13 protein-coding genes are annotated in these 20,065 nt (G+C 72.7%); 4 read left to right on the forward strand and 9 right to left on the reverse strand.

Annotation, left to right across the window (positions count from 1 at the left end):
• Positions 1-187 precede the first annotated feature (187 nt).
• Positions 188-2,317 carry an FG-GAP repeat domain-containing protein gene (locus ABZO31_RS13910; protein ID WP_406861491.1) on the forward strand — a complete coding sequence of 710 codons (2,130 nt, stop codon included), beginning with the start codon at positions 188-190 and terminating at the stop codon, positions 2,315-2,317.
• Positions 2,318-2,386: 69 nt separating this feature from the next.
• Here ABZO31_RS13910 and ABZO31_RS13915 read toward each other — a convergent pair whose 3' ends face one another.
• The 9 genes from ABZO31_RS13915 to ABZO31_RS13955 form a co-directional block, all read right to left on the reverse strand.
• Positions 2,387-2,920, reverse strand: coding sequence for a GNAT family N-acetyltransferase (locus ABZO31_RS13915; RefSeq protein WP_406861492.1), 534 nt, complete (start codon positions 2,918-2,920; stop codon positions 2,387-2,389).
• A 253-nt stretch (positions 2,921-3,173) separates the two neighbouring features.
• Positions 3,174-5,087 carry a nitrate- and nitrite sensing domain-containing protein gene (locus ABZO31_RS13920; protein WP_406861493.1) on the reverse strand — a complete coding sequence of 638 codons (1,914 nt, stop codon included), beginning with the start codon at positions 5,085-5,087 and terminating at the stop codon, positions 3,174-3,176.
• Between the two features lie 258 nt (positions 5,088-5,345).
• Positions 5,346-6,911 carry an APC family permease gene (locus ABZO31_RS13925; protein ID WP_406861494.1) on the reverse strand — a complete coding sequence of 522 codons (1,566 nt, stop codon included), beginning with the start codon at positions 6,909-6,911 and terminating at the stop codon, positions 5,346-5,348.
• 261 nt (positions 6,912-7,172) lie between these two features.
• Complete coding sequence (locus ABZO31_RS13930; RefSeq protein WP_406861495.1) at positions 7,173-8,639, reverse strand: aldehyde dehydrogenase family protein; 1,467 nt, start codon at positions 8,637-8,639, stop codon at positions 7,173-7,175.
• Positions 8,636-10,369 carry an N-acyl-D-amino-acid deacylase family protein gene (locus ABZO31_RS13935; protein ID WP_406861496.1) on the reverse strand — a complete coding sequence of 578 codons (1,734 nt, stop codon included), beginning with the start codon at positions 10,367-10,369 and terminating at the stop codon, positions 8,636-8,638. The genes ABZO31_RS13930 and ABZO31_RS13935 overlap by 4 nt, the downstream gene beginning before the upstream one ends.
• Before the next feature lie 127 nt (positions 10,370-10,496).
• Positions 10,497-11,621, reverse strand: coding sequence for an LLM class flavin-dependent oxidoreductase (locus ABZO31_RS13940; protein WP_406861497.1), 1,125 nt, complete (start codon positions 11,619-11,621; stop codon positions 10,497-10,499).
• 125 nt (positions 11,622-11,746) lie between these two features.
• On the reverse strand, positions 11,747-12,508 hold the full coding sequence (locus tag ABZO31_RS13945) for an SDR family NAD(P)-dependent oxidoreductase (protein ID WP_406861498.1): 762 nt from the start codon (positions 12,506-12,508) through the stop codon (positions 11,747-11,749).
• 14 nt (positions 12,509-12,522) lie between these two features.
• Complete coding sequence (locus ABZO31_RS13950) at positions 12,523-13,443, reverse strand: LLM class F420-dependent oxidoreductase (RefSeq protein ID WP_406861499.1); 921 nt, start codon at positions 13,441-13,443, stop codon at positions 12,523-12,525.
• A gap of 141 nt (positions 13,444-13,584) precedes the next feature.
• Positions 13,585-14,805: an amidohydrolase family protein gene (locus ABZO31_RS13955; RefSeq protein ID WP_406861500.1), complete on the reverse strand. Its 1,221-nt coding sequence runs from the start codon at positions 14,803-14,805 to the stop codon at positions 13,585-13,587.
• A gap of 142 nt (positions 14,806-14,947) precedes the next feature.
• Here ABZO31_RS13955 and ABZO31_RS13960 point away from each other — a divergent pair, with 142 nt between their 5' ends.
• From ABZO31_RS13960 to ABZO31_RS13970, 3 genes are all read left to right on the forward strand, one after another.
• Entirely contained in the window at positions 14,948-18,079 is a 3,132-nt protein-coding gene (locus ABZO31_RS13960) for an AfsR/SARP family transcriptional regulator (RefSeq protein ID WP_406861501.1), read from the forward strand.
• A 201-nt stretch (positions 18,080-18,280) separates the two neighbouring features.
• Positions 18,281-18,445, forward strand: a complete 165-nt coding sequence (locus ABZO31_RS13965) for a hypothetical protein (RefSeq protein WP_406861502.1) — start codon at positions 18,281-18,283, stop codon at positions 18,443-18,445.
• A 337-nt stretch (positions 18,446-18,782) separates the two neighbouring features.
• Complete coding sequence (locus ABZO31_RS13970) at positions 18,783-20,045, forward strand: cytochrome P450 (RefSeq protein ID WP_406861503.1); 1,263 nt, start codon at positions 18,783-18,785, stop codon at positions 20,043-20,045.
• Positions 20,046-20,065 lie beyond the last annotated feature (20 nt).

Genomic DNA, 20,065 nt, shown 5'->3' on the forward strand with positions numbered 1-20,065 from the left:
TCCGGGAGGCGACCCGACAACTCGTTCGAGTGACCTGCGCTCCCCTGTTACGCTCACGGACGATCTTCAGGGCCGGGAGGGAAGACGCCCAGGGGGGCCAGGGTCTTCGTTCGCCTCAGGGTGCGCGCCGCGAGCGCGCACCCCCTCCCCGCCCTGTTCGTGCGCGATCGGCAGGGGGTTCTCAACCATGCGCAGGACCAGGAACACGATCACCGCCGCGGCGCTGCTGCCCACGCTCACGCTGACGCTGGGGGTCGTCGGCGCGGGCCTGACCACGACCCTCGTGACGGCGACCCCGGCGGCGGCGACCGACCGGACGTGGTCCGCACCCACGGCGGTGACCGGTGAACGGAACACGAGCGCGGGAGTGGTGGCCACGACGGACGGCACGGCCGTCACCGTGTGGACCAAGGGCACACGCGGCGACGCGTCGCAGGAGCTCTGGGGCGCCACCCGCCCGGCGGGTGCGACGGCCTGGGGCGCACCGGTCCGCATCGCGGCCGACCAGCGCTGGGTGAGTGGTGTGCAGCTGGTCGCCGGGGAGGACGGGTCGGCCACGGTGGTCTGGGACCGGTACGACACCGAGGACTCCGCCGCGCACCAGACGTCGACGCTCCTCCCCGGGGCCGCCGCGTGGACGCCGCCGACGCGGATCACCGCGGCACCGTACGCGTACGAGCTCGCGCTGGCGAGCGGCCCCGGCGGCCGTCTCACCGCCGTGTGGAGAGGCGACCCGACCCCGGGGGCGAACGACGCGGACACGGGGCTGTACGCCGCCGACCTGGCATCGCCCGACGGCACGTGGTCGCAGGCCGTCATGATCCACGCTGGTTCGGTCAACCAGTTCACCGCGTCGGCCGGGGCTGACGGCGCGGTGACGGTCGCGTGGCGGCCTGGTGCCCTGGGCACGGACTCTCTGAACGTATCGACCCGGCCGGCTGGCGCAGCTCAGTGGAGCGCCCCCAAGATGGCCTCCGTCGGAACCGAACCGGTGGGCGAGATCGACGTCCAGACGGCCGCCAACGGCGCCACGCTGGTCAGCTGGCCCCGGTACGGCGACATCGCCTTCCTCCTCCGCCCGGCAGGCAGCACGGTATGGGGCCAGGTCGAGTACCTTCCGGCCGACCAGGACCGGTCCAGCACCGCCGTGCCCCAGCTGGAGGCCGACGGCCGGGTGACGGCCCTGTGGTCCACCTATCGCGCGCTGCGGACGGCCACCCGAGCCGTGGACGGCACCTGGTCACAGCCCCGGACGCTGGCGGACGGCAACAGCTTCTCGCGCCTCTGGACCCCGAGCCTCGGCCGTGACGGCTCGCTCGCGATGGTATGGACGACACTTGAGAACGAGCTGTGGGCCGTCACGCGCTCGGGCGGATTCTGGGGACGTCCCATGGAGCTGGGCGAAGTGGCGCCCTACACCCAGCCGGGCCGGGTCGCCGCCGACACGGACGGCAGGGCCGTCGCCGTGTGGAGCAAGCGGCTCGGGACGAGCAGCGACAGCTACGAGATCAACGAGGTGTGGTCGTCGGCCACCGGGGCGGCCAAGAAGCCGGCCGAGCACCGCGACTACGTGGGCGACGACGGATTCCCCGACCTGTACGGGCTCCGCTCCGACGGCACAATGGTCGTGTACCGGGGCAACGCGGCCGGCACGGTCTCGGCGAAGGTGGAGGTCGGCTACTGGGGGATGGGCTCCACGCTGGTCCCGTTCGGCGACCTCGACGGCGACGCCGTCAACGACACGATCGTCACCGACGTGGCCGGGTCGATGTTCCGCTACACGCCGGACCGCGGCCAGCCGGTGACCCATGACACCCCGTCGACCAAGATCGGCACCGGCTGGACGGCCTACGACGGCCTGACCTACTCCGGCGACTTCACCGCCGACGGCCTGCCTGACCTGGTGGCCCGCCACACGGCCACCGGCGACCTGTACCTGTACGCGGGGACGAAGACCGGCGGCCTCGCCCGCATCGGCAAGATCGGCACCAGCTGGAAGTCCCTGACCATCGTGGGCGCCGGCGACCTCAACGGCGACCGGCACGCCGACCTGGTGGCCCGCACGGCGACCGGCGACCTGTACCGCTACTACGGCACCGGCAAGGGCACCATCGGCTCGGGCACGAAGATCGGCTCGGGCTGGGGCGGCATGGCCGACTTCGTCGGCATCGGCGATCTGACCGGCGACGGCAAGGACGACATCCTGGGCCGCACCAAGACCGGGGACCTGTACCGCTACGCGGGCAACGGCACGGGCGGGATCGGTACCGGCGTGAAGATCGGCATCGGCTGGCAGAGCTTCGAGAGCATTCGCTGACCCTCGGCCGCACGTGGGAAGACCCGCGCCGACGACGTCGGCGCGGGTCCTCCGTCGTCTCAGGCGAGCTCAGGCCTGGTACTCGCTGAGGTCGATGGCGTGGACGCGCAGCGGGGTCCCTGCGACCGGGTGGGTCGTCTCGCGCTCGGGGGCCATGCCGAGCTTGCGCATGACGTTCTCGGAGGCCGTGTTGGAGATGTGGGCGATGCTGATCACCCGGTCGAGGCCGCGGTCCTGGAGCGCGAACTCCAGGGCCGCGTGGGCGGCCTCGGAGGCGTACCCCTGCCCCCAGAAGGGCCGCCCGAGCCGCCAGCCGATCTCCACGGCCGGCAGCGCCTCCGGCAGGAAGTGGGGCACGGACAGCCCGGCGAACCCGATCAGCTCCCCGGACCCGATGAGCTCGACGGCGAAGAGCCCGAAGCCCTCGTCGTCCCACTCCTCCTCCCAGCGCTCGATGTCCTCGGCGGTCTGCTCCAGATCCCGCACCGAGCCGTCCCTGATCCAGCGCATGACCTCGGGGTCGGCGTTGATCTCGGCCATGGGGACGAGGTCGTCGTCGGTCCAGCGGCGAAGGATGAGGCGGGGCGTGCGGATCTCGGTCATGCCCCCATCCTGACGGATGCGGCCGGACCGCCGTCGCCGCGTGGCGCCCTGACCGCACGCTCGTACGGCGCTCCCGACCCCGGAGGCGCTGATCGAACGGGCGCAGCCGGATCCCGTCCGACGACTCGACCCGCTGCGGCGAGACCGTGATCGACGAGACCCTGCGCGCGGCCGCGATCCGGACCCGGGCCCGGATCGACGGGGCGTCCTGAGAAACTCTCCGGAACGTGTCACATCCGTGCCGAGCGATCCGTCAATGAGCGGCGGTGGCCGGTACGACGCCCTCCGCCGCGAGCACCGTCGCCGGAAGACCCACGTACGCCGTGATGCCGGAGCCGTCCGTCGGGCGCAGCTCGACCTGCGCGCCCAGCCGGGCGGCCAGCCGGCCGACGACGTAGTGGCCGAGCTGCCGGGAGGGCGCGACCAGGAAGCTCTCGTCGCCGGCCAGCCGGGCGTTGGCCCGTGCCAGGGCCTCCGCGCCCATGCCGATGCCCCGGTCCACGACGGCCAGGCAGTACTCGTCGAGGTCCCGCCAGCCGTACACCTCGACCGGCAGTTGCGCCGCCGAGTTGACCAGCGCGTTCTCGATCAGCTCGGCCAGCAGGTGCGACAGGTCGGCGACGGCGTCGCCGCGGATGCGGCAGGGTTCGATGTCGGCCGTCGCCACGCGCCGGTACTGCTCGACCTCCGCGATCGCCGACTGCACTGCCTCCCGGGTGGTGACCGTGCCCGGCCAAGCCCGCTGCGGCTCCTGCTCGCCGGCGAGGACGAGCAGCGACTCGGCGTTGCGGCGCATCCGGGTGGCGAGGTGGTCGAGCTCGAAGAGCTCTCCGAGCGCCTCCGGGTCGATCTCCTGACTCTCCAGGGCGGTGATGAGCCCGAGTTGGCGGCGCAGCAGGCTCTGGTTGCGGCGGCCGAGGTTGGCCAGCGACTCGGAGGTGTTGCGGCGGAGGGCGGCCTGTTGCGCGGCGAGGCCGACGGCCGTGCGCTCCACATTCCGCAGCGCGGCCGCGAGCTGGGTGATCTCCTGGGCGCTGCCGGGCGCGGGTGCGTCCGGGCGGTACGGAAGCGGGGTGGCCGCCGGCTCCGCGCCCGCGTCCGCCTCCTGGATGCGCTGCACCGCCTCCTGCAGCCGTACTCCCGCCACCTCGTCGGCCTCCTCGGCGAGCGCGCCGAGCGGGCGGGTGATGGAGCGCGCGGAGAGTACGGCGAGGGCGGCGGCGACCGCCACGATCAGGATGCCGAGGGCGAGGAATCCGGCGAGCTGCCTGCCGGCCGCCTCGCTGAGCTCGCCGGCCCGGGCCCGGGCGTCCGCGCCGACGGTGCGCTGCACGCCGTACAGGTCGTCCACGAGGACGGTCATCGACCGCCACCACAGGTCGGGGTCGACGGCGAGCCGGGAGCCGTCGGCCGCCGCCGCGGCCCGTTTCTCCAGGTCCGCGGCGCGGCGGGCGTCGGCGGTGGCAAGGGCCTTGTCGAGGGCCGCGCGCTGGCCGGCGGTCGCGGACTTGCCGAACTGGCCGAGGGCGGCGACCCGGGCAGCCCGCACCTCGGCGAAGGCCAGGTACTCATCGGTCCGGAAGCGTCCGGCGGCGAAGACCCCGTTGAGGGATCCACGCTCCAGGGCCACGGATTCGGTGGCGTCGCCGAGCGCCCGCAGCGCGTCCATGGCGTCGCCGAGGGCACGGTCGCCGCCGGCCGCGTGCGCGGTATGAGTGCGGGTGAGGGCAGTGATGGCGTCGGTGTAGAACGCGAAGGTCTCGCTGCGCGTGCCGCCTGCGTCGACGGACGAGCGCACGGCACCGAGCCGGCCGAGCGGGTCGGCGCCGATCAGGTCGCCGAGCGCTGTGCGGGCGGTGTCGGAGCGGGTCCGCTGGACGTCGAGGTCGTCGCGGTACTGGCGGGCGCCCCCGAGGAGCCCGTTGCTGAGCCCGCGCTCGCGCTGGAGCTCGTGGACGAGGGCCTGGACCGCGAGGACGCGGTCGACCCGGTCGTGGGTCTCGCGTGCGGCGGCCCAGTCTCCGGCGCGGTCGGCGACGGCGAGGCCGGTGAGGACGAGGAGCAGGCAGGTGGGTACGGCCAGAACGACGGTGACCCGCCCTCGGATGGTGCGCCAGCCGGGGGTCAGCCGTGCGAGGTGCCGGAAGACGATTGCTGTGGGAGTCACGCCGTACGACGGTAGGCACGGGCCCTCGCTCCGCGATTTCTCCGCTGTAAGAGCGTGGTTGCGCTCCGCTCACGGACGCGGCTTCGAACAGGATGCAGCCCGGGCCATCCGCCCGTAACCCCGCTGTTCGGCGGCCGAGTTGGAGCACCCGTTGACCGAGGCGCCGGGTGAGCACCGAGGTGGCGGGACCGTCTTCCGGTCCCGCCACCTCGGCGTTCATGATTCAGGGGTGCGTACGGCCTCCCGGGCCGCTCGCCGTCAGTCGGGGACGACCAGCGACGGGGTCTCCTTCGTGAGGATCTCGCCGCGGAAGAAGGCCGGGCTGCGGCGCTGCATGACCAGCATGATGACCACGCCGAGGAGCAGCAGGCCGACGCCGATGACGAAGACCGAGCCCATGCCCAGGACCGAGGAGCCGGAGCCGTAGGCCGGGTCCCACATGTCGTAGAGGGTCTTGCCGAAGACGGCGGTGAGCATCAGGCCGCCGATGCCCGGCAGGACGCCCTTGACCATCAGGTTCGAGAAGGAGGCGGTCAGCTCCCTGCGGAAGAACCAGACGCAGGCGAACGCGGTGATCGAGTAGTAGAAGCAGATCATCAGGCCGAGCGCGTAGATCGTGTCGACCAGGACGTTCTCGCTGACCAGGCTCATCACCGCGTAGAACACGCCGGTCGCGACGCCCGCGACCACGGTGGCGCGGCCCGGGGTCTTGAAGCGGGGGTGGACCTTCGCGAAGGCCGGCGGGAAGGCCTCGTAGCTGCTCATGGCGAGCGCCGTGCGGGCGACCGGGATGAAGGTGGTCTGCAGGCTGGCCGCCGCCGAGGCGAGGACCGCGACGAAGAGCAGGATGCCGAGGCCGGAGCCCATGACCGGGCCGGCGAGGACGGCGAAGACGTTGTCGGAGGTGTCCGGGTTGCCGAGGCCGGTGCCGGTCTCGCCGATGCCCGCGTACATCTGCACGGCGATGGCGACGACGAGGTACGAGGCGACGATGACGACCATGGCGAGGAAGGCGGAGCGGCCGGGGGTGCGGGCGCTGCCGGTGCTCTCCTCGTTGATGGACAGGCAGGCGTCCCAGCCCCAGTAGATGAAGATCGAGAGCGACAGGCCGGCGGTGAAGGCGGAGAACGACTCGACGCCGAAGGGGTTCAGCCAGCTGAGGGAGAAGTCGATCGATCCGGCGACCTCGTCGGCCTTGCTGATGGCCATGACGGCGAAGATCGCGATGACCGCGAGCTGGAGTCCGACGAGGGCGTACTGGACCCACTTGGTGGCCGTGATGCCGCGGTAGCTGATCGCGGTGGCGATGGCGATGAAGACCAGCGTGGTGGCGATGTGGACGGCCTTGTTGCCGTCGAGGGCGGCGACGCTGTCGCTGCCGGTGATCTCTCCGGCGGTGAGCCAGAAGAAGGAGGTCGCCACGCCGGCGAGGTTGGAGAGGACGACGATGGTGGCGATCAGCAGGCCCCAGCCGCACATCCAGCCGATCTTGGGGCCGAACGCCTTCACCGTCCAGGTGAAGGAGGTGCCGCAGTCGGGAAGGGCCCGGTTCAGCTCGCGGTAGGCGAAGGCGACGAGCAGCATCGGCAGGAAGCCCATGAGGAAGATCGCGGGCATCTGGAGTCCGACCTCGCCGACCGTGGGGCCGAGCGTGGAGGTCAGACAGTAGACGGGGGCCACGGTCGAGACGCCGATGACGGCGCCGCCCATCAGCCCGACGGAGTTCCCGCCGAGTCCTTTGTCGCGTACGCCCTGGGCGTCGCCGGGCGCCGCAACGCCCCTTACCGTGTCTCCGGCCTGGGGCCGCATGTCCACCTGAGTCATGAACAGGACGTTAAGTGCTGCGGTTTCCACATCCGGAAGATCACTTTCCACAACCAGTACGCGGGGTACGCCTTGCATTGCCAGGCCGTCGACCCGAAAAGTCCAGTGATTGAAAGATTTACGATCGCGTACACCGGTCGTTCCACCGGCATACGCGATCACGTCCGATATGCGGGAACCGCAGCCGCACCCCAAATGTCCGGTTTCAAATTTTCCCGAGGAACTTTCCGAGCGGTCGTCAGCCGGTCGCCGGACCGGTCGTCAGCCCGGCCAGACGACCGCCTGCAGCTCGCTGTACGCATGCAGCGCGTACGAGCCCACGTCCCGCCCCACGCCGCTCTTCTTGAAGCCGCCGAACGGCGCCTCCATGTTCCGGCCGACCGTGTTGATCCCGACCCCGCCGGCCCGCAGCCGGCCCGCGATGCGGAATGCGCGGGCCACGTCCCCCGACCACACGTAGTCGATCAGTCCGTAGTCGCTGTCGTCGGCCAGCGCGACGCCCTCCTCCTCGTCGTCGAAGGGCACCACCACGACCACCGGGCCGAAGATCTCCTCCCGGACCACCCGCATGTCGTTCGTGCAGTCCACGAGGAGCGTGGGCGCCACGTAGAAGCCTCGGGCCATGTCCGGCCGCTCGCCGCCCGCGACGACCCGCGCGCCCTCCTTGCGGCCCAGCTCCACGTACGACTCCACCCGGTCGCGGTGCGCCGCGGAGATCACCGGGCCGACGACCGTCCCCTTCTCCCTCGGGTCACCGACCTTCATGAAGGCGAGATAGCGGGTGAGCTTCTCGACCAGACGGTCGTGGATCCCGCGCTGGGCGAGCACCCGCGTCGGCGCGGTGCAGATCTGGCCGCTGTAGAACGCGAACGTCGTGCCGATGCCCATCACCGCCGAGTCGAGGTCGGCGTCGTCGAGGACCAGGGCGGCGCCCTTGCCGCCCAGCTCCATCAGCTGCCGTTTCATCGTCCGGCCGCAGACCTCGCCGATCGCCTGCCCGACGGCCGTCGAGCCGGTGAACGACACCATGTCGACGTCCGGGGAGTCCACGGCCGCCGCGCCGACCGCCGGCGCGGAGCCGGTGACCACGTTGACCGTGCCGGGCGGGGCGCCCGCCTCCTCGAGGGCCCGGGCCATCGCGTACACCGACAGCGGGTCCTGCGGGGCGGGCTTCACGACCACCGTGTTGCCCATGGCGAGCGCCGGGGCGACCTTGCCGGCCGGGTTGGCCCAGGGGTTGTTGTACGAGGTGATGCAGGTGACCACGCCGACCGGGCGGCGCACCGCGACCGCGCCGAAGACCCCGGCCTTCCCCATCGGCCCGGCCTCGTTGATCTGCGGCGGCAGCGCCTGCTCGACCGGCTCCAGGGCGCCGCGCGCGTACCGCCGGAAGCGGGAGACGCCGACGGCGACCTGCATGCCGCGGGCCGTGCCCGTCGTCGCGCCGGTCTCCGCCTGGGCGAGGACGGTGTTGGCCTCGGCGTCCCGGGCCATGAGGTCGGCGGCCCGGTCGAGGATCGCGGCCCGCTCCTCCGGTTTCGTGCGCGACCAGGCGCCGAGGGCCTCCTTCGCGGCCGCGGCGGCCTCGTACACCTGGGCGCGGGAGGCCTCCGGCGCGTGGCCGACGACGTCCTCCGTGGCCGGGTCGATCACCTCGTAGTGGCCGCCGTCGGGCTCGACCCAGGCGCCGCCGATGTACAGCTTCTCCGTTCGCGGTTCCGTGCTCATCGGGTCGCCACCGTCTCCGTGTCGCGGCCGGAGCGCAGCACGAGCCCCGGGAGGTTGCCGGTCACCCGGTCGTCCCGGATGGCCTCGACGCCGTTGACCCGGACCGACACGACGCCGAGCGCCTTCGAGTCGAGCCGGGGGCTGTCGCCGGGCAGGTCGTGGACGAGGGTGGCCGGGCCCGCGTCGATCCGTTCGGGGTCGAAGAGGACCAGGTCGGCGTGGTACCCCTCGGCGATCCGGCCGCGCCCGCGGAGCCCGAACAGCCGGGCCGGGTCGTCGGTCAGCATCTTCACCGCCCGCTCCAGCGGCAGCAGCCTCCGCCCGCGCAGGCAGTCGCCGAGGAAGCGGGTGGTGTACGGGGCGCCGCACATCCGGTCCAGGTGCGCGCCGGCGTCGGAGCCGCCGAGCATCACGTCCTCGTGCTCCCAGGTCTCGCGGCGCAGCGCCCAGGAGGCCGGGTCGTTGTCGGTGGGCATGGGCCACAGGACGGTGCGCAGCTCGTCGTTGGCGCAGATCTCGACGAGGCACTGGAAGGCGTCCTGGCCGCGTTCGGCGGCGATGTCCTTCACGACCCGGCCGGTCAGGCCCTCGTTCTCGCGGCTGTACGTGTCGCCGATGACGTACCGGTCGAAGCGGGCGAGCCGGCGGAAGACGCCGGCCTCCTTGGAGTCGGCGCGGCGCAGCATCTCGTCCCGGACGTCCGGGTCGCGGAGCCTGGCGATCCGTTCGGGGACGGGGAGGCCGAGGACCTCGCCCCAGCCGGGGATGAGGTTGAGCGCGCAGAAGGTCCCGAGGGACATGTTCATGGGGGTGAGGATCGGCATGGTGAGGGCGACGATCCGGCCGCCGGCCTTGCGGGCCCGTTCGGAGGCGACGAGCTGGCGCGGGACGCGTTCGGGGACGGCGGCGTCGATGGTGAGCACGTTCCAGTTGAGGGGGCGGCCGGCGGCGGCGGTCATCTCGACGAACAGTTCGATCTCGTCGTCGGAGAACTGGTCGAGGCAGCCGGCGAGGATGGCCTCCAGCTGGGTGCCGTCGTGCTCGCCGACGGCCTTCGACAGGGCGATCAGCTCGGCGGGCTCCGCGTGCCGGGAGGCGACGGGGGCGCCGTCGCCGTCGGAGTGGGTGGACGACTGGGTGGTGGACAGGCCCCAGGCCCCGGCCTCCATGGCGCTCTTGAGCAGCGCGACCATCTGGTCGAGCTGGGCGGGGGTGGGCTGCCCGCCGACGGCGTCCGCGCCCATCACGTACCGGCGCAGGGCGCAGTGCCCGACCATGAACCCGGCGTTGACGGCGATCCGCCCGTCGAGCGCGTCGAGGTACTCGGCGAAGGACGACCAGCTCCAGTCGACGCCCTCCTCCAGGGCCTTGAGGGCCATGCCCTCGACCTTGGACATCATGCGGCGGGTGTAGTCGGCGTCCTCGGGCCGGTCGGGGTGGAGCGGGGCGAGCGTGAAGCCGCAGTTCCCGCCGGCGACGGTGGTGACGCCGTGGTTGAGGGACGGGGTGGCGTACGGGTCCCAGAACAGCTGGGCGTCGTAGTGCGTGTGCGGGTCGACGAACCCGGGCGCGAGGACGAGCCCGGTGGCGTCCTCGGTGGTACGGGCCTCCGCCCGTTCCCCGGGCCCGGGGAACACGATCCGCCCGTCGCGTATCCCCACGTCGGCGGTGAAGGCGGGGGCGCCGGTGCCGTCCACGACGGTGGCGCCCGTGATCAGGTGGTCGAGCATGACGGTCCTTTCTGCGCGTGGACACGGGTGTGCCCCGGCGGAGGCCGCCGCGGAACGGCCTCCGGCCGGGGCCGGTACGGGGCGGCGGTCCGGGAAGACACCGCCCCGCGCTCAGTGGTGGGCCGCCTCAGTTCCCCGCCGCGCCCCGGAAGCGGGTCGTGCGGTGGACCGGGTCGGTGTCGATCTCGGGGATCACGTGTTCGCCGATCAGCTTGATCGTGTTCATCGTGTCCTCGTACGAGACCCCGATCGGCAGGCCGAAGGAGAGCTGGTCCGCGCCCGCCTGCTCCCAGCGCTTGCACTGGGCCAGGACCTCCGACGGGTCGCCGCAGATCATCAGCTCCTCCTGGATGAGGAGTTCGATGATCTCCGCCGAGTACTCGGGGAGGAGTTCCGGCCACTCCGGGATGCCCTCGGGGCGCGGGAAGGTGTCGTGGTAGCGGAACAGGAGGGACTGGAGGTAGTTCAGGCCGCCGCCGACCGCGATCTCGACCGCCTTCTCGTGCGTCTCCGCACAGATCGCCGTGGACGTCACCATCACGTTGTCGTTGACGAAGTCGCCGACCGCCTTCGCCTCCTTGATCGCCGTCTTGTACGAGTCGACGACCCACTCCATGTCGGAGACCTTCTGCACGCTGAAACCGAGGACCCCGAGGCCCTTCCGGCCCGCCATCGCGTACGAGGACGGGGACCCGGCCGCGTACCACATCGCCGGGTGGGACTTCCCGTACGGCTTCGGCAGGATCTTGCGCGGCGGCAGCGACCAGTGCTTGCCCTGGAAGCCGACGTACTCGTCCTGGAGCCACATCTTCGGGAACTCGGCGATCGTCTCCTCCCAGAGTTCCTTCGTGTGGTTCATGTCCGTGATGCCGGGAAAGAACCCGAGGATCTCGTGGGAGCCGGCCCCCCGCCCGGAGCCGAACTCGAAGCGCCCGCCCGACAGGTGGTCGAGCATGGCGACCTTCTCGGCGACCTTCACCGGGTGGTTCACCGGGGCGAGCGGGTTGAAGATGCCCGAGCCCAGGTGGATGCGTTCCGTCGCGTGGGCGAGGTAGCCCAGGTACACGTCGTTCGCCGAGAGGTGCGAGTACTCCTCCAGGAAGTGGTGCTCGGAGGCCCAGGCGTACTTGAAGCCGGACCTGTCCGCCTGGATGACGTACTCGGTCTCCTCCATCAGCGCCTTGTGCTCGGCTTCGGGATCGGTCTCGGCGCGCTTGCCGACGTATCCCTGCACGAAGATCCCGAATTCCAAGGGGGTTCACCGTCCTCGTCCCTAGCATTTCTGACGTACCGTCAGATTCTTGATGTGCCCGACTGTCGCACCGCACGACGGGTGCGTCAATAGCTGATGAAGCGTCAGAACGGCTCGGGATCGGCTCAGAACAGCTTCACGCCCGCCAGCCAGCCGCCGTCGATGACGAACGGCTGGCCGGTGATGTACGAGGAGTCGTCGGCGGTCAGGAACAGTGCGAGCGCCGCCACCTCCTCCGGCCGCCCGATCCGGCCGAGCGGCACCAGCCCCCGGTACAGCTCCGCCGTCGCCGCCGGGTCCACGCCCTCGGGATTGCTCATCGGGGTGTCGATCGCCCCCGGACAGACCGCGTTCACCCGGATCCCCTTCGCCGCGAGCTCCACCGCCGCGACCCGGGTCAGCCCGACCACCGCGTGCTTGGTCGCCGCGTACGCACCCACGCCCGCCATGCCCGTCACCCCCGTGTACGAGGCGGTGTTGACGATCGTGCCGCCGCCGGCCGCCTCGATCTCGGGTGCGGCGGCCTTGATGCCCAGGAAGCAGCCGACCTGGTTGACCTGGACGATCGCCTGGAACTCCGCCAGCGGCGTCGACACCAGCTCGTTGAAGCGCAGGATCCCCGCGTTGTTCACCAGCCCGTCGATCCGGCCGAAGCGTTCCTTCGCGTGCGCGACCGCCGCCGTCCAGTCCCCCTCCCGCGTGACGTCGAGGTGGACGTACGCCGCGCTCTCCTCGCCCAGCTCCTTCGCCAGCGCCTCGCCCGCGTCGTCGAGGACGTCCCCGAGGACCACCCGGGCCCCCTCGGCGGCGAACAGCCGGGCCTCCTGCTCGCCCTGCCCGCGCGCCGCGCCCGTGACGATGACGACCCGCCCGTCCAGCTTGCCCATCCCTGCCACGCTCCTCAGCTCAAGAGTGGTGCGACCTCCGCGGCGAACGCCGCCATCTGGTCGGTGAGTTCGGTACGGCTCCGGGAGCGGAACCGGACCTGGATCTGGTGCACGCCCATGTCCCCGTACGCGCGCAGCGAGTCGGCCAGGGCCTCCGGCCCGCCGGTCAGGGTGCGCCGCCCGACGTCCCAGCCGGCCGTGCCGACGTACAGCGGCTCGGTGATCGCGCCGACGGTCGGCGGCGTCCCGATGCCGGCCGCCTCGCGCAGCGCGTGCAGCTTCGCGATCTTCGCCGGCAGCCGGTCGCGCGGGTCGCCCTGCGGCAGCCAGCCGTCGCCGCGGAGCGCGGCGCGGCGCACGGCGGCGGGCGAGGAGCCGCCCACCCAGAGCGGCACCCGCTCCTGCACCGGCCGGGGCCGCTGCCCGAGGTCCTTGAAGGCGAACCGCTCGCCGGCGAACTCGGGGTACTCCTCCGGGCCGAGCGCCGCCCGCAGCGCGTCGATCGTCTCGTCGAGCAGCGCCCCGCGCCCGGTGAAGTCCGCGCCGACCGCCTCGAACTCCTCCTGCACGTGCCCGGCCCCGACGCCGAGGATCAGCCGGCCCCCGGAGAGCCGGTCGAGGGTCGCGTACGCCTTGGCGGAGACCAGCGGATGGCGCAGCCCCACGATGGCGACGTGCGACATCAGCCGGACCCGCTCGGTGATACCGGCGAGGAAGGAGAGCGTGGCGACGGGGTCGTACCAGACCGTGCTCATCGCCCCGGCGAGCCGCCGCGGGATGGCGACGTGGTCGCAGGAGGCGAGATAGCCGAAGCCGGTCCGGTCGGCGACGCGGGCGATCTCCGCCAGATCGGCGGGGCCCGCGGCGGCCTCCCAGGACTCGGCGTACATGGTGCTCTGCGACTGGACCGGGAGCTGCATCCCGTACATCACCATTGGACCCACCCCTTGGCCGGGTTTCCTGACGCTACGTCAGATATGAATGGGAGCCCCATCGTCGTCACTGACTGACCGTCAGGCAAGGGGTGGGGCGGACAGGACGGGACGCGGGGCCGCCCTACGGGACCCGGGGGCGGTTCACGCGCCGGGCCAGAGGCCGTCCTCGGTCAGCCCGAGGAGGTCGATGGCGTTGCCGCGCACGATCCGCTCGACCGTCTCCGGGTCCAGGTGGCCCATCTGCGCCTCGCCGACCTCGCGGGACTTGGGCCAGGTGGAGTCGGAGTGCGGGTAGTCGGTCTCGTACAGGACGTTGCCGACGCCGATGGAGTCGAGGTTGCGCAGCCCGAAGGCGTCGTCGAAGAAGCAGCCGTACACGTGCCCGGCGAACAGCTCGGACGGCGGCCGGGTGACCTTGTCGGCGACGCCGCCCCAGCCGCGGTTCTCCTCCCAGACCACGTCCGCGCGTTCCAGGATGTACGGGATCCAGCCGATCTGGCCCTCCGCGTACATGACCCGCAGACGGGGGAAGCGCTCGAACTTGCCGCTCATCAGCCAGTCGACCATCGAGAAGCAGCAGTTGGCGAAGGTGATCGTGGAGCCGACGGCCGGCGGGGCGTCCGCCGAGGTGGACGGCATCCGGCTGGACGAGCCGATGTGCATCGCGACGACCGTTCCGGTCTCGTCGCAGGCCCGCAGGAACGGGTCCCAGTAGTCGGTGTGCACGGAGGGCAGGCCGAGGTGCGGGGGTATCTCGGAGAACGCGACGGCGCGCACCCCGCGGGCGGCGTTGCGCCGGACCTCCGCGGCGGCGAGCTCGGCGTCCCAGAGCGGGACGAGGGTGAGCGGGATGAGCCGGCCGTGCGCCTCGGGCCCGCACCACTCCTCGACCATCCAGTCGTTGTAGGCGCGCACGCCGAGCAGCCCCAGCTCGCGGTCGGACGCCTCGGTGAACGTCTGGCCGCAGAAACGGGGGAAGGTGGGGAAACAGAGGGCGGACTGCACGTGGTTGACGTCCATGTCGGCGAGCCGGTCGGGGACGCTGTACGAGCCCGGCCGCATCTGCTCGTACGTGATCACCTCCAGCTTGATCTCGTCCCTGTCGTAGCCGACGGCGGTGTCGAGGCGGGTCAGCGGGCGGTGCAGGTCCTCGTAGACCCACCAGTCGCCGATCGGGCCGTCGTCGCCGGGCGCGCCCATGACGGGCGCGAACTTGCCGCCGAGGAAGGTCATTTCCTTCAGGGGCGCGCGGACGATGCGGGGCCCGATGTCGCGGTACCTGGACGGGAGCCGGTCCCGCCAGACGCCGGGAGGCTCCACGGTGTGGTCGTCCACCGAGATGATCTTCGGGAAGGTCTCCATGGCTTCACGGTAGCGCCGATCTGACGCATCGTCAGCTATCGGTGCGGCAGATCCTGTGCAGACAGTCACCCGATGCTGACGCACGCCCTCCGGACAAGGCAGACTGTCCTGGGCGAAACCAGCGGTACAGGCAGGGGGAGCTATGGACCGTGAGAACGGCCCGCGAGTGCCGGAGCAGAGAGCTCCGCGAACGGGCCCCGAGCACGCGGCGGCCACGACCGCGACGCGCCCGTCCGCGCTGCCCGCGGCCGAACAGGCCGCGACCTCTGACGCGCCGGGTGACGTGGTACCCGCCGACGCGACGGACGGCGTCGGGGACGCCGTGCCCGCCGGGGAGAGCGGCACCGGGGGCTCCGTACCCGCCGCCGACGGGCCCTCCGACCTCCGCTTCGGCGTGCTCGGGACCGTCCGGGCCTGGCGGGACGAGGAGCCGCTCCCCTCCGGCTCTCCGCAGCAGCGGGCACTGCTCGCCGCGCTGTTGCTGCGCGACGGGCGCACCGCCACCGCGGGCGAGCTGATCGACGGCATCTGGGGCGAGGAGCCCCCCTCCCAGGCGCTCGCCGCCCTCCGCACGTACGCCTCCCGGCTGCGCAAGGTGCTCGGCCCGGGGGTGCTGGTCAGCGACGCGGGCGGGTACGCGATCCGCGCCCCGCGCGCGGCCCTCGACCTGAACGTCGCGCAGGACCTGGCCGCCGAGGCGGAGAAGCTGCGGGCGGCCGGCGACCGCGGCGCGGCGCGCGACCGCGTCAACACGTCCCTCGGCCTGTGGGACGGTGAGGTACTGGCCTCCGTGCCCGGCCCGTACGCGGAGACGCAGCGCGCCCGTCTGGAGGAGTGGCGGCTCACCCTCCTGGAGACCCGGCTCGACATGGACCTGGAGGTCGGCAGCCACGCGGAGGCCGTCTCCGAACTGACCGCGCTGACCGCCGCGCACCCGCTGCGCGAGCGGCTGCGCGGGCTGCTGATGCTGGCGCTGTACCGCAGCGGCCGGCAGGCCGAGGCGCTCGCGGTGTACGCGGACACCCGGCGGCTGCTCGCCGACGAGCTGGGCGTGGACCCCTGCCCGGAGCTGTCCCGGCTGCAGCAGCGCATCCTGCGGGCCGACGCGGAACTCGCCCGCCCGGTGGAGGAGCCCGCGCCCGCGCCGGTGACCGTGTCGCGGCCCGCGCAGCTGCCGGCGACGGTGCCGGACTTCACCGGCCGGGCCGCGTTCGTACGGGAGCTGGGCGACCGGCTCGCGACGGCGGAGGGCCACGTCATGGCGGTGTCCGCGCTGGCGGGCATCGGCGGCGTCGGCAAGACGACGCTCGCGGTGCACGTGGCGCACGCGGCCCGCCCGCACTTCCCGGACGGTCAGCTGTACGTGGACCTCCAGGGCGCGGGGGCGCGGGCGGCGACGCCGGAGACGGTGCTCGGCGCGTTCCTGCGGGCGCTGGGCACGCCGGACTCGGCGATCCCGGACTCGCTGGACGAGCGGGCGGCGCTGTACCGCTCGACGCTGGACGGCCGCCGGGTCCTCGTCCTCCTGGACAACGCGCGGGACGCGGCGCAGATCCGGCCGCTGCTGCCGGGCACGGCGGGCTGCGCGGCGCTGGTGACCAGCCGGATCCGGATGGTGGACCTGGCCGGGGCGCATTTGGTGGACCTGGACGTGATGTCCCCGGAGGAGGCGCTGCAGCTCTTCACGAAGATCGTGGGGACGGAGCGGGTGCAGGCGGAGCGGGAGGCGGCGCTCGACGTGGTCGCGGCGTGCGGCTTCCTGCCGCTGGCGATCCGCATCGCGGCGTCCAGGCTCGCGGCGCGCCGCACGTGGACGGTGTCGGTCCTCGCGGCCAAGCTGGCGGACGAGCGGCGCCGCCTGGACGAGCTCCAGGCGGGCGACCTCGCGGTGAAGGCCACGTTCGAACTCGGCTACGGCCAGCTGGAGCCGGCCCAGGCCCGCGCGTTCCGTCTGCTGGGCCTGGCGGACGGCCCGGACATCTCGCTGGCCGCCGCCGCGGCGGTCCTGGACCTGCCGCTCCACGACACGGAGGACCTCCTGGAGGCCCTCGTCGACACCTCCCTCGTGGAGTCCGCGGCACCGGGCCGGTACCGCTACCACGACCTCGTGCGCCTCTACGCGCGTGCATGCGCGGAGCGCGACGAACAGCCCCCGGCGGAACGGGAGGCGGCGCTGTCCCGCCTCCTGGACTTCTACCTGTCGACGGCGGCTGGCGTGTACGCGATCGAGCGGCCGGGGGAGCGGGTGCTGGACCACTTCGAGCGGACCCGGTACCCGGGACTCGCGTTCGGCGACCGGGAAGCCGCGCTGGACTGGCTGTTCACCGAGGCCGGCGGGCTGCTCGCCTGCGCACGGCAGTCCGCCGCGGCGGGGATGCTGCGCCGTGCCGCCGATCTGCTGATGGCCACGGTGGACCTGGGTGAGTCGGGGGCGAACACCCATCAGTTCGCGCAGGCGGCCGTCTCGGTGAGCGAGGCGGCGCAGGCGGCGGACGACCCGTTGGCCGAGGGCCGCGCGCGCACGATGCTGACGCATGTGCACAGCACGTCCGGGCGGTTCACGGAGGCCGAGGAGGAGGCACGGCGCGCGCTGGAGTGCGGGGTGGCCGCGAGCGACCCCGTCTCGCTGGGACAGGCGCGGAACCAGCGCGGGATCATCGCGCTGTACGAGAGCCGGCACGCCGACGCCGAAGCCCATCTGTCGCGGGCGCTGGACGCGTTCCGGGCGGACGAGAACCGGCCCGGAGAGGCCAGCGCCCTGTGCAACCTGTCCCGGGTGCACCTCGCCATGGGTCGGACCAAGAGCGCGGTGGAGCTGGCGCGCCAGGGCATCGCCATCTACGAGAAGGCCGACGCCGGCCTGCCGCTGCGGCTCGCCAACGGCAAGTACGCCCTCGGACTCGCGCTCACGGCGGCCGACGAGACGGCCCAGGCCCGCAGCGTGCTCGCCGAGGCCCTCAGCGTCTTCCAGGAGAGCCGCCAGAAGCTCTGGCACGGGATGACGCTCTTCCGTCTGGCCGAGGTGTACCTCGCGGAGCGCAAGCCCGCGTCGGCGGCCTCGCACGCCGAGCAGGCGCTCGCGGTCCTGCACGGCATCGGCGGCGACTGGCGTCGTGCCAACGTCCTCACCGTGCTGGGCCGTGGACTGTCGGCACTGGGGCAGGTCGACCGGGCGCGGGTGTGCTGGCGCGAGGCACTCGCGGTCTTCGAGGGGCTGGACTCGCCCGAGGCGGCCGACGTCCGGGCGTTGCTGCACCCGGCCGCGGTCGCCTGAGCCGACCAGGCCGTTCATCAATCGTTTATCGCCGCAGGCCACTCTCGTGCATGTCGATCCGTCGCGTCGGGGGGCAGACGGATTGTCATGAGGCCCCACCGTTATGGTGATCGGCCCTGGACGTCCGCCCGGCGATCCACGGGGGAGTTGCCGGGCGGACGGTCCGCTCTTCAGCCCGAACAGTTACAGGAGTTGATCCTCATGGCCGACAACCTGAAGCCCACGGACGCGCACGCCACGTCCGAGCCGATCAAGCCGCTCGACGCCCACGCGACCAGCGAGCCGATCAAGCCGCTCGACGCCCACGCCACGTCCGAGCCGATCAAGCCGCTCGACGCCCACGCGACCAGCGAGCCGGCCAAGTAACCACTCCCCCACGGGGTACGGCCGCGGCGGCACGGGAACGGGGGAGCCGCCGGGGCCGTACGCGGTCGGCCGTACGCGCGCCGCGCTCGGGGGACGCCTGCCGGACCGGGGGGACCCGGCAGGCTGAGCGCGGCGCACGACGACCGAACGCGACCTGGAAGGGCCGGGCATCCGCCCGGCCCTTCCGGCGTGCACGGCGGAAGGGCCGAAACCCGCTGCTCGGGGGCGGAAACCGGCTGCGCGGGGGCGATTTTCGGCGCCCGGGCGCGTGGGCCGGGTGCGGGGCGTGTCCGGCGGGCAGGGTGGGAGCGGTTGCCGTTCCCGTGGAGGCCCTGCCATGACGTTCGTGCCGTCGGACCCTGCCGTCCCCGCACCGCCCGCCCTCTCCCCCGCGCACGTGGCCGCGTGGCAGGAGCGCGGGGGATCCGTCTTCGAGCTCCTCGGGCGCGTACGGGAGGCGGGGCCGGTGGCCCGGGTGTCCCTCGGGTCGGCCGACGCCGTGCTCGTGTCCCTCCCCGAGGCCGTGCATCACGTCCTGGCGCTGCATCCGGAGCGGTACGTGAAGCGGTCGCACCGGCTGGCGCCGCTGTTCGGGGGCGGGGTGCTGACGGCGGCCGGGGAGGCGTGGCGGTCCCAGCGGCGGCTGCTGCAGCGGTACTTCACGGGGCAGGGGATCCGCAGGTTCGAGCCGGCCATCGGAGGGGCCGCCGAGCGGACGACACAGCTGTGGGAGCGTGCCGCGCGCACCGGCGAGGTCCGGGATCTCGCCGCCGACCTGCGGTTCTACTCGCTCGACGTGATCTGGCGCTGCCTGACCGGGCGGCCCGTGACCCACGAGACCTACGACGAACTGCGTGCCGTGGACGCGGTCATCAGCGCGCTCCCCGTCGTCCCCCGGCCCGGCGACACCCCGCCCGACCTCACCGCGGAGGTCGCCCGCATCGACGCCGTCGTCAAGCGGACCGTCGACGAGGTCCGCGCCGAGCCCTCCGGCGACGGACTCCTCCGTGTCCTGCTCGACGCCGAGCAGGCGCGGCACTACACCGAGCAACTGGTCCGCGACGAGCTCGTCACCCTGGTCTTCGCCGGGCACGAGACCACCGCCTCGACCCTCGCCTGGCTGTACCTGTTCCTCGACGCCGAGCCCCACTGGCGCGGCTGGGCCCTGGACCGCGGCGCCGACGGTGTCCAGGCGCTGGTCGCCGAGACCCTCCGGCTCTACCCGATCGCCTGGCTCATGCCCCGGTACGCCACCGAGGACGACGTCCTCGCGGGGTACCGCGTCCGTGCCGGGGACATCATCCTCACCAGCCCCTGGTTCACCCATCGGGACCCCGGCCTCTGGCCCGACCCGGACGCCTTCCTCCCCGACCGGTTCACCGACCCCGCCCGCCGGCCCTCGGGCCACGGCACGTACTACCCCTTCGGCCTCGGCCCCCGCGCCTGCCTCGGTGCCCAGTTCGCACTCCGCGAGGCCGGGGTACTGCTGGAGCGCCTGCTCCCCGCGTTCGTCCCGACGCTGCTCGAACGGCCCGGCCCCGCCTTCGACATCACCGTCCACCCGGCGGGCCCGGTGCCCGCCACGATCCGGCGGGCGTAGCCGGACCCGTCCCGTTCCTC

The sequence above is a fragment of the Streptomyces solicamelliae genome, from assembly GCF_045348655.1.
GTDB classification, from domain to species: domain Bacteria; phylum Actinomycetota; class Actinomycetes; order Streptomycetales; family Streptomycetaceae; genus Streptomyces; species Streptomyces solicamelliae.

Coding starts and splice junctions, on each gene's coding strand:
- ABZO31_RS13910 (WP_406861491.1), top strand. CDS start 188: ATGCGCAGGACCAGGAACACGATCACCGCCGCGGCGCTGCTGCCCACG.
- ABZO31_RS13915 (WP_406861492.1), bottom strand. CDS start 2,920: ATGACCGAGATCCGCACGCCCCGCCTCATCCTTCGCCGCTGGACCGAC.
- ABZO31_RS13925 (WP_406861494.1), bottom strand. CDS start 6,911: ATGACTCAGGTGGACATGCGGCCCCAGGCCGGAGACACGGTAAGGGGC.
- ABZO31_RS13930 (WP_406861495.1), bottom strand. CDS start 8,639: ATGAGCACGGAACCGCGAACGGAGAAGCTGTACATCGGCGGCGCCTGG.
- ABZO31_RS13935 (WP_406861496.1), bottom strand. CDS start 10,369: ATGCTCGACCACCTGATCACGGGCGCCACCGTCGTGGACGGCACCGGC.
- ABZO31_RS13945 (WP_406861498.1), bottom strand. CDS start 12,508: ATGGGCAAGCTGGACGGGCGGGTCGTCATCGTCACGGGCGCGGCGCGC.
- ABZO31_RS13950 (WP_406861499.1), bottom strand. CDS start 13,443: ATGGTGATGTACGGGATGCAGCTCCCGGTCCAGTCGCAGAGCACCATG.
- ABZO31_RS13955 (WP_406861500.1), bottom strand. CDS start 14,805: ATGGAGACCTTCCCGAAGATCATCTCGGTGGACGACCACACCGTGGAG.
- ABZO31_RS13960 (WP_406861501.1), top strand. CDS start 14,948: ATGGACCGTGAGAACGGCCCGCGAGTGCCGGAGCAGAGAGCTCCGCGA.
- ABZO31_RS13965 (WP_406861502.1), top strand. CDS start 18,281: ATGGCCGACAACCTGAAGCCCACGGACGCGCACGCCACGTCCGAGCCG.
- ABZO31_RS13970 (WP_406861503.1), top strand. CDS start 18,783: ATGACGTTCGTGCCGTCGGACCCTGCCGTCCCCGCACCGCCCGCCCTC.